Below are 9,936 nucleotides of genomic sequence, written 5' to 3'. Positions count from 1 at the left end.
GCCGACGACCTGGGCGGTGTCCGGCGGGTGGCCGTGCCGGCCACCCCGACCCTGGAGACGGTGGTCGCCGTGGTGGGCGGGCTGCTGGCCGGCGCCGCCGTCGTCCCGGTGCCGCCGGACGCCGGGCCGGTCGAGCGCGGCCACATCCTGCGCGACTCGGGCGCGGAGGTGCTGCTGACGGCCGCGGACGGCGGGTTCGTCGACTCGCCCGCCACGCCCCCGGCCGTGCCGGTCGCCCTGACCCGGCGGTCGGACACCCGGCACCCGGAGCCCGACCCGGCGGCCACCGCGCTGATCCTCTACACCAGCGGCACCACGGGCGCCCCGAAGGGCGCGGTGCTGTCCCGCCGCGCCGTCGCCGCCTGCCTGGACGGGCTCGCCGACGCCTGGGCGTGGACGCCGGACGACCGGCTGGTGCACGGGCTGCCGCTGTTCCACGTGCACGGGCTGGTGCTCGGCGTGCTCGGCCCGCTGCGGCTCGGCAGCCGCCTGCACCACGTCGGCCGGCCCCGCCCCGAGCGGTACGCGGCCGCCGCCGGCTCGCTCTACTTCGGCGTACCCACGATCTGGTCGCGGATCGCCGCGGACCCGGACGCGGCGCGGGCGCTGCGTGGCGCGCGGCTCCTGGTCTCCGGCAGCGCCGCGCTGCCCGAGCCGGTCTTCGCGGCGCTCGCCGACCTGACCGGCCACCGGGTCGTCGAGCGGTACGGCATGACCGAGACCCTGATCACCGTGAGCGCCCGGGCCGACGGGCCCCGGCGGCCCGGCACGGTGGGCCTGCCGCTGCCCGGGGTGCACACCCGGGTGGTGGACGAGCAGGGCGACCCGCTGCCCGCCGACGGGGCGGCGATGGGCGAGCTCCAGGTACGCGGCGACACCCTCTTCGACGGCTACCTGCACCGGCCGGACGCCGACGCCGCCAGCCGCACGGCGGACGGCTGGTTCCGCACCGGGGACGTGGCGACGGTCGGGCCGGACGGCTGGCACCGGATCGTCGGCCGGGCCGCCACCGACCTGATCAAGAGCGGTGGCTACCGGATCGGAGCCGGCGAGGTGGAGGACGCGTTGCTCGGCCATCCCGGGGTCCGCGAGGCGGCCGTGGTCGGCACGCCCCATCCGGACCTGGGCCAGCAGGTGACCGCGTACGTGGTCGGCGACGGGCTGCGGGAGGCCGAGCTGATCGACTTCGTGGCCCGGCAACTGTCGGTGCACAAGCGGCCCCGGCGGGTCCGGCTGGTCGACGCCCTGCCCCGCAACGCGATGGGCAAGGTGCAGAAGAACCTGCTGGCCGAGGAATGACGCGGTTCAGCCGGCCGGGGCCGGGACGGCCACGGCGGTGAGCACCAGGCCCCCCTCGACCAGGAACCGGCCGTGGAAGGTGGTCAGCTCCGCGCCGCCGAGCAGCGGGCCGGGCACCAGCAGCCGGGCGGCGAAGGTCCCGCCCGGCTCGACGGTGATGTCCGCCTCGGCGAAGTCCAGCCACCGGTGGGTGAGCGGGAACCAGGCCTTGTAGACCGACTCCTTGGCGCTGAACAGCAGCCGGTCCCAGCAGACCGCCGGGTGGGCGGCGCGCAGCGCGGCCGTGCGGGTCCGCTCCGCCGGCAGGGCGATCGCCTCGAGCACCCCGTCGGGCAGCGGCGCGTGCGGTTCGGCGTCCACCCCGACACTGGCGACCGCTCCCACGCGGGCCAGGACGGCGGCCCGGTAGCCGTCGCAGTGCGTCATGCTGCCGACGACGCCGGCCGGCCAGGCCGGCGCCCCACGGACGCCGGGCAGGATGGGCGCCGGCGGCAGGCCGAGCCGGGACAGCGCGCGCCGGGCGCAGTGCCGCACGGTGGTGAACTCCCGGCGACGCTTCGGCACGGAGTTCGCGACGACCGGCTCCTCCGCGGGGTGCAGGGTCAGCCCGGCGGGGTCGGTGAAGGACTCCTCCACCACCACGGCCGGGGGCAGGATCCGCTCGATCACACCCGGGCATGCTAGGTGCCGGACGCCTCCCGGGCCCCGCTCGCGGCCCTCGTTAGGGGTCGGGTACGGGTCCGGGCTCATCTCGCCGCGATCAGCAGGGACTTCCTGACCCGGCCCTGGGCGCTGCGGGGCAGTTCGTCGACGAAGTGCACCCGGCGGGGCCGGTGCCGGGCCGAGAGCAGGCGGCCGACGTGGTCGATGAGCGTCTGGGCGGTGAGCCCGGCGGCCGCCACGACGTACGCGACGACCTGCTCGCCGCGCGTGCGGTGCGGGGCGCCGACCACGGCGGCGTCGCGTACCCCGGGGTGGGTGAGCAGCACCTCCTCGACCTGCCGGGCGCACACCGGTCGGTCCCGGCACCGCACCACGTCGGCGCCACCGCGGCCGAGGATCCGGTGGCCGCCGTCGGGGTCCACGGTGGCCAGGTCGCCGGTGGCGTGCCAGCCGTCGGCGGGCGGCGCCGGCTCGGACCGGTCGGCGTAGCCGCTGAACAGCGTCGGGCCCCGGATGTTCAGCTCGCCGACGGACTCGCCGTCGGCGGGCACCGGCCGGCCGTCGCGGCCCAGCAGCCGGGTCCGTACCCCGGGCAGGGGGGTGTGGGCAGCGCCGGCGCGACCGGTGGCCACGACCAGGGTCTCGGTGGTGCCGTACCCCTCGATGACGCGGTGCGAGGTGAGCAGCCGGAGCCGCTCCCCCACCACGGGCGCCAGCGGGGCGTCGCCGCAGACCAGGATCCGGGCCGCGGACAGCGCCCGGGCCCGCGGGGCGTCCCGGGCGATCCGGGCCCACTGCCCGGGCAGCGCGAGGTAGATGGTGCCGGCCGGCCCGGCGCCGGCGTGCCGGTCGAGGTGAACGAAGCGGCTGCCCACCCGCAGCGCGCCGAGCAGGCCGACGACCAGCCCGTACGCCCGGAACAGCGGGGCGCCCTGGACGAGCACGTCCTCGTCGCTCCACCGCCAGGCGCCCGCGAGCAGGTCCAGGTCGGCGGCGATCGCCCGGCGGGAGATGCGCACCCCCCGGGACGGTCCACCGACGCCGCCGGTGTAGAGGATCACCGCGTCGCTGCCCGGCGCCGGGTCGGGGTGGGTGGTCCAGGTGCGTTCCCGGAGGTCTATCGGGACGACCGGCAGGCCCGCCTCGACCGCGGCGGCGCCGAGCAGGAGGTTGACGCCGGTCTCGCGCAGCATCCGGCTCCGCTCGTCAGCGTCGGCGGCCGGCGGCACCGGCACCAGGGGTACGCCGGCCTGGACCGCACCGACCATGCCGACCATCGCCTCGAGGCTGGGCAGCGCGTCGACCGCGACGGCCCGGGCGCCCCGGATCCGGTCGGCGACGGCGTTGGCGCAGCCCTGGAGATCCTCACTGGAGAGTGTCCTGCCGGCCACCCGGAGCGCGTCGGGGCGGTCCGCCCCGGAGCCCCGGAGCGCCGGCAGCAGAGTCATCCGACCTAACCCCTGTCGAGGGCGTTGGCGAGTCTCGGTGGTGGCTCGGAGATCACGCGCGAACCCTTCACGTCCCGGGCCCACCCGGCCCGTGCCCGCCCTCCCCGTCAGTGCGGCGGACGCCCCGAAGTTAAGGCGGCGAGACCGCCGGAGACAACCCCTAACGCGCCAACGCCAGGCGCTACTACGCCCGCCCCGACGTCGCGTATGTGCACCTCCACGACGCGCCACCCCTGCAGTGGGGCCTGATCTGGCGCGCCGACGCCGCCACTGCCCGCGTCCGCGCCTTCGCCGAGACCGCCCACACCCTTACGTCCGAAGACCGTACGGCAACCGCACGCCGACAGTCCCAGACGCGGACATCCGGATCGGGTACGCGAGGTGCCGCACCCTGGCCCGGGAGGTGCCGTCGCGACTCGGCACACTCGCCGCACGGCGTCGACCGGGACGCGGTGCGGTCCGAAAAAGATCAGCACCCGGGGTCCGGGACCGACCGGCTGGTGCGACGGTCAGCGGGCCGACACCGCGAAGGATGCTCGCGTTTATCCGCGCGGGCGGAACTGCGAGGGGCGAGGTCTCCTGGAATCGACGCGACGATTTGCGGGCCAGGTCGCGCGAGCTGCGACGATTTGTCACGCGAATTGCCGTCGGCGGTCCATTTCAGAACAACTTCCGGCGGCGCGCCCGGCTTTTCGCGTTGCGTTTCCGGGCACCCACGCCGCATATTCCTTCTTTAATGACAAGTTACTGCAAACGGCTTCCAGATCGCCCGAACCGGGCAAGTGCGGGCGAGGTCCGGCAAGCGGACCGGGCCGTGCCGAAATCGTCTGGAAGAGGCCGGGTCACGCCATTCGAACGGGCGTTCCACCATCTGGGCGACACCCGCTCCGAAAAGGTCGGTGCCGGCGTCGGTACCGAACCGATGCCCGGTCAGGCGCCAACCCGGCCCGACCTCCGCGCCGGCGCGTCCGGCGGCCGCCGCCCTTTCCCGTGCATTACCGGCAACTCTGAAAAACGCCACCAACCGTCCACCACCACGCCGCACGGTTACGTTCCGAATCGCCCAGATGACTTTCCGCTGTCGCCACCGTCCGGCCGGTGGGCGCCGCGCGCGGCGAACCTCAGCCATGTTTGCCTATCCTTTACATCGCCCGGCTTGCCGCCCAATTGCTGGACTGCCATACTCCACTGCATGAATCGGGATCGATAGGGGCGGAACGCGTGGGCGCGACCCGCTAATTGCGGAAACTGCAGGTCGCGGCGACATTTCTACGCAGAGACCAGGTGCGACGTTCGATGAAACACCTACGCCGTACCATCGTTGTCGGCATTCGCCAATCGGAATGGGTCAAGGGTTTGTGGGTCGCTGACTGCATCGGGTATCCCGGGAGATCACGGCGGACGGGCGGCCCGGCGGCCCCGACCACCCCCCTTGTTCCGGGAACGGCCCGATGACGCCTGTCGAGCGGGCCCGGCACCTCGACATCCTGACGGATCGGCTCGGCGACCTGCTCCGCCCCGGTGACCCGTCCGCCACAGCGGGACCGGTCACGGTGGTCACCGGGCCGGTGGGGGCCGGCAAGACCAGCCTTCTCCAGGAGTTCGCCCGGCGGTCCGTCGTGGCGGGCGTCGGCTTCCTCGGCGCGAGCGCCTCGCGCAGCGAGCGCACGGTGCCGCTGGAGGTGATCCGTCAACTCTTCCGCCGGGCCATCCTGGACGCCGCCGCCCGCGACCGGATCAGCCGGTTGCTCGACCAGGCCGTGCTGCGCTGGGGTGAGGCCGCCGACGAGGAGGTGCTCGCCGCGCTCACCGCCACCATCGGCGGCGAGCTGCTGGAGATCGTCACGCGCGCCCCCACGGTGGTCGCGGTCGACGACGTCCAGCACGCCGACGGGCCGTCCCTGCGCTGCCTCGACTATCTGGCCCGGCGGGTCACCGGGCTGCCCGTGCTGATCGTGCTGGGCGAGTCACCGCGCACCCGGCCGTGGCACCGCACCGTGCACGCCGAACTGCTCCACCCGGCCCGGGTGCACCGGGTACGGCTGCCGCTGCTGTCGCCGGAGGGGACGTACCGGGTCCTCGCCGACCGGCTCGGCGCGCCGGTGGCGCGAAGCATCGCCGACGAGGCCCACCGGATCACCGGCGGCAACCCGCTGCTGGTGCACGCCCTGGCCGACGACCACTCCGCCGGAGGGCACGACCGGCCGGCGCCCGGCGAGGCCTTCCGCGAGGCGGTGCTGAGCTGTCTCTACCGGTGCGAGCACCTGGTGCTGAAGACCGCCCGGGTGCTCGCGGTCACCGAGGAGCCGTTGCACGGCCCGCTGCTGCCCCATCTCGTCGACCTGCCCTCCGAGCTGAACCTGCGGGCGATCGACGCGTCGACCAGCGGCGGCCTGATCAGCGCGAGCGGACTGCGGCACCCGGCGATCGGCCAGGCGGTGCTCGACGGCATGACGATGGAGGAGCGCGGGCGGCTGCACCGGGCCGCCGCGGAGTTGCTGCACGACGACGGCGCGCCACCGGTCCGGGTCGCCGCGCACCTGCTGCGGACCGACGAGCTGAACGCGCCCTGGATGGCGCAGACCCTGCTGGACGCGGGCGAGCAGGCCCTGGCCGACGGCGACGTGGACCGCGCGCGGCGCTTCCTGCGCCGGGCCAACCGGGACTCCGCCGAGGAGTGCCTCCGGGCCCGGATCCGCTCCGCCCTGGCCCGCGCCGAGTGGCGGCTCGACCCGCAGGCCGCGGTCCCCCACCTGCTCGGCGTCGTCACCGCCGTGCGGGCCGGCCACCTGGGCAGCCGGCAGGCCGCCGGCCCGATCCAGTACCTGCTCTGGCACGGGCAGATCGAGCGGGCCGTCGAACTCATCCACCACCTCGGGAAACGGGCCGACAGCGACGACCCCGGTTCGGCCGCCGAGCTGATCGTCACCAAGGCCTGGATGGCGACCCTCTACCCCGGGGTGCCCGTCGGCGGGGCGCGCGCGACCCGGGAAGCCGCCCGGGATCCGCTCACGCTGGCCCGGGTCAAGCACCGGTTGCGCGGCGTCACCCTGCTCGGGGCGGTGCTGGAGCGGGGCGACGCGGGCGCGGTCGAGGACGCCCAGCGCACCCTCGCCACGCTCGGGCTGGACGACGAACCGAGCATGTGGAACGCCGTGTGCGCGGTGATCGCCATGATCTACGCCGACCGGCTGGACCTGGCCGGCGACTGGTGCGACCGGCTGGACGCCGTCGCCTCCGCCCGCCGGTACCGCACCCCGCGGGCCCTGCTGGCCGCGGCCGCCGCCACGGTGGCCGGCCTGCGCGGCGACCTGCCACGGGCGCGGGAACTGGCCGAGGCGGCCCTGCACCGGCTCTCCCCGAAGGGCTGGGGGGTCGTCATCGGCGCGCCGCTGGCAATCCGGCTGTGGACGCTGACCTGCCTGGAGGAGTGGGACGAGGCGGCGGACTGCCTGCGTACGCCGGTGCCGCCGACGCTGTTCGAGACGCCCTTCGGCCTGCACTACCTGCACGCGCGCGGCCTGCACGCGCTCGCCGCGGGCAGCCCCGAGGCGGCCCTGGCCGACTTCCAGCTCTGCGGCCAGCTGATGACGTCGTGGCGGCTGGACCTGGCCCCGCTGGTGCCCTGGCGCACCGAGTCGGCCCGGGCGCTGCTTCGGCTGGGCCGCCGGCAACAGGCCGAGAAGGTGATCCGGGAGGAGCTGGACCGGCTGCGCCCCACGCACGTGCGGCACCGGGGCGCCGCGCTGCGGGTGCTGGCCACCGTGCACGAGGGACCGGAGCGGATCCGGCACCTGCGCACGGCCGTACGGCTGCTGCGGCAGTGCGGCGCCCGGGTGGAGCTGGCGCACGCCCTCACCGACCTCGGGCAGGCCCAGCAGCAGGCCGGGGACCTGCGCCAGGCCCGCAGCACGTCCCGGGCCGCCCGGGTGCTCGCCGAGGAGTGCGGCATTCCGGTCCTGCGACCCACGCCCCCGCCCGGCCGGACCGGTCCGGCGGAACCGGGCGGCGAGCCCGGGGTGCTGCTGACCGGGCTCAGCGACGCCGAGTCGCAGGTGGCCTCGCTGGCCGCGCAGGGGCACACGAACCGCGAGATCGCCGAGCAGATGTTCCTCACGGTCAGTGCGATCGAGCAGCGGCTGACCCGGATCTACCGCAAGCTCGACGTCAACTCCCGCAGCGAGCTGGCCGCCCGGCTCCGGCACGGCCGCTGACCCGCCCGACCGCGACCTCCGGCCGCCACCTTCCCCTGACCGGCCAGCCGGGGCCGCCCGCTCGGCGTGCGGCCCTGCCGGGGATGTGGCACGATCGGCCTGCACGGCCGACATGCGCTGTCCATGATGGCGACGCGCGTGGTTCACCCGGTCGGCCCGCACCCCCCTCCCGGTCGGTGCCGCAACCCCTAACGGTCCAGGGGTACCGCAGGTTTACCCGCGAAATGGTGGGGTGCCGGGACCTATGGCGCGCGCCAGGGCCGGTGCCAGACTCGCCTGCAACCGGATCGAGCGCCCGCCCCGCGGGCCGGTCCGGCGGGGAGGATTTCCGATCCACCCGGCACGGCGGCCGATGCGCTCCACCCCTATCCGCAACAGGGACAAAGGTGGAGGGGCTGCCGTCGGCATTGGGGGGAGCGGTGCCGGTCAGCGACGGTGATCCCGGCGCGGCACCGCGGATGAGAAGGGCTGACGCGAACGGTGCTGGTGCAACGAGAGGAACAGATCAACCTCCTACGAGATACCTTCCGGAGCTGCGAACGGCAGCGACGAGGGCACGTGTCGCTGGTGACCGGAGCGGTGGGCAGCGGCAAGACGAGTGTGTTGGAGTCGTTCGGCGACTGGGCCGCCGCCGCCGGCGGGCGGGTGCTCAGCGCGGCCGGCTCGCGGGCGGAGCGCGGGCTGTACCTGGGCGTGCTCGGGCAGCTGCTGCACGGCGCGCGCCTGGGCCCGGAGCCGGCGACCCGGGTGGAGAGCCTGCTGCGGGAGGCGGTCCCACCCCTGCCCGAGCCCGGCGGGGAGGGCGCGGACGGGCCGGCGGCACCCGACCGGGTCTCGGCGCCGGTCCTGCACGGGTTGTTCAGCACGCTGCTCGACCTGGCCGAGCCGGGCCCGCTGGTGCTGACCGTCGACGACGTGCATCACGCCGACCCGGCGTCGCTGCACTGCCTGCTGTACGTGGCCCGCCGGCTGCGGCACGCCCCGATCATGGTGGTGCTGACCGAGGCGCGGATGCTGCGCCCGGCGCACCCGCACTTCCGGGCGGAGCTGTTCAGCCAGCCACACTTCAGCCGGATCACGCTGCCGCCGCTGACCGTCGAGGCGATCGCCCGGCTGGTCGACGACGACGCCGAGCCGGCCGCGCGGGAGACCGCCGAACGCTGCCTGCGGATGACCGGCGGCAACCCGCTGCTCACCCGGGCCCTCATCGAGGAGCGGCTGCGCGAGGAGGCGGACGAGGAGCCCGCCCCGGACGCCGTCCTCGGCGACGCGTTCGACCAGGCCGTGCTCGGTTGCCTCTACCGGCACGAGCCGGCCGTCCGCCGGGTCGCGCAGGCCCTTGCCGTGCTGGACCGCCCGGCCCCGACGGATCTGCTCGGCCACCTGCTGGACATGGTGCCCGAGTCGGCCGCACCGGCGGTACGGCTGCTGCGCACCTCCGGCCTGCTGGACCAGGACCGGTTGCGCCACCCGCGCATCCGCCGGTCCATCCTGGCCGACATGTCCGCGGAGGAGCGCCGGGGCCTGCACCAGCGGGCCGCCGAGGTGCTGCACGAGCACGGCGTCGAGCCGGGCACGGTGGCCGAACACCTGGTGGCCGCCGGCTGGGCCGACGCCGCCTGGACGGTGCCCGTGCTGCACGACGCCGCCGGACACGCGCTGGCCGCCGGCCGCCCCGACGTGGCAGCCGCCTGCCTGCGCCTGGTCAGCCGGGCCGACGTGGACGAGGAGCAGCGGACCGCCACCACGGCGATGCTGGTCAGTGCCCGCTGGCAGGTGAACCCGCTGTCCGTCAACGGCCATCTCGGGCACCTGGTCGACACCGCCCGCGACGCCGGCTGGCCGGCGGGCACCACCCTGGCCGCCGTGCCGTACCTGCTCTGGCAGGGCCGGGTGGAGGAGGCCGGGGAGGCGATGGCCGGCTGCGCCGGGGACGAGGAGCAGGCCCACTCGGCCACCGCCGGCCGGCTGCGGGCCATGCAGCTGCTGCTGGCGCTGTCCCATCCGGACCACCTGGCATCGGCACGGGACACGGCGGGCACGCCGCGGGCGGCGGGGCTGACCGCCGGCGGCTACCCTCCGGTGCAGGCGCTGACCGTGCTCGGCGCGGCGCTCACCCCGACCGGAGAGCAGGACCCGGTCGGCGGCGCAGAGCAGCTGCTGCACCGGCACCACGCCGAGGACGGCGCGCTCCCCCTGCTGGCCGCCCCGCTGCTGGCCCTGCTCTGGGCCGGTCGCGCCGACCGGGTGGCCGCCTGGACGGCCGCGCTGCTCGACCGGCCGGCCGTGCGGCACACCCCGGTCTGGCGGGC

5 protein-coding genes are annotated in these 9,936 nt (G+C 75.5%); 3 read left to right on the top strand and 2 right to left on the bottom strand.

The window, feature by feature from the left end:
- Positions 1-1,299: acyl-CoA synthetase (locus B0E53_RS28210; RefSeq protein WP_107078795.1), on the top strand; the 1,299-nt coding region annotated here is incomplete at its 5' end.
- 6 nt (positions 1,300-1,305) lie between these two features.
- Here the strand turns inward: B0E53_RS28210 and B0E53_RS28205 are convergent.
- A complete protein-coding gene (locus tag B0E53_RS28205; protein WP_107078794.1) occupies positions 1,306-1,968 on the bottom strand; it encodes a 4'-phosphopantetheinyl transferase superfamily protein in 663 nt (220 codons plus the stop codon).
- Between the two features lie 77 nt (positions 1,969-2,045).
- A complete protein-coding gene (locus tag B0E53_RS28200; protein WP_107078793.1) occupies positions 2,046-3,410 on the bottom strand; it encodes an AMP-binding protein in 1,365 nt (454 codons plus the stop codon).
- Positions 3,411-4,861: 1,451 nt separating this feature from the next.
- On the opposite strand from B0E53_RS28200, the gene B0E53_RS28195 reads away from it, so the two are divergent.
- Both B0E53_RS28195 and B0E53_RS28190 read left to right on the top strand, forming a co-directional pair.
- Positions 4,862-7,624, top strand: a complete 2,763-nt coding sequence (locus B0E53_RS28195) for a LuxR family transcriptional regulator (RefSeq protein WP_107078792.1) — start codon at positions 4,862-4,864, stop codon at positions 7,622-7,624.
- A gap of 480 nt (positions 7,625-8,104) precedes the next feature.
- Positions 8,105-9,936: AAA family ATPase (locus tag B0E53_RS28190; protein ID WP_146167794.1), on the top strand; the 1,832-nt coding region annotated here is incomplete at its 3' end.

It is taken from the genome of Micromonospora sp. MH33 (assembly GCF_003013775.1).
GTDB classification, from domain to species: Bacteria; Actinomycetota; Actinomycetes; order Mycobacteriales; family Micromonosporaceae; genus Micromonospora; species Micromonospora fulviviridis.
This window is presented reverse-complemented; position numbering and strand designations above follow the sequence as displayed.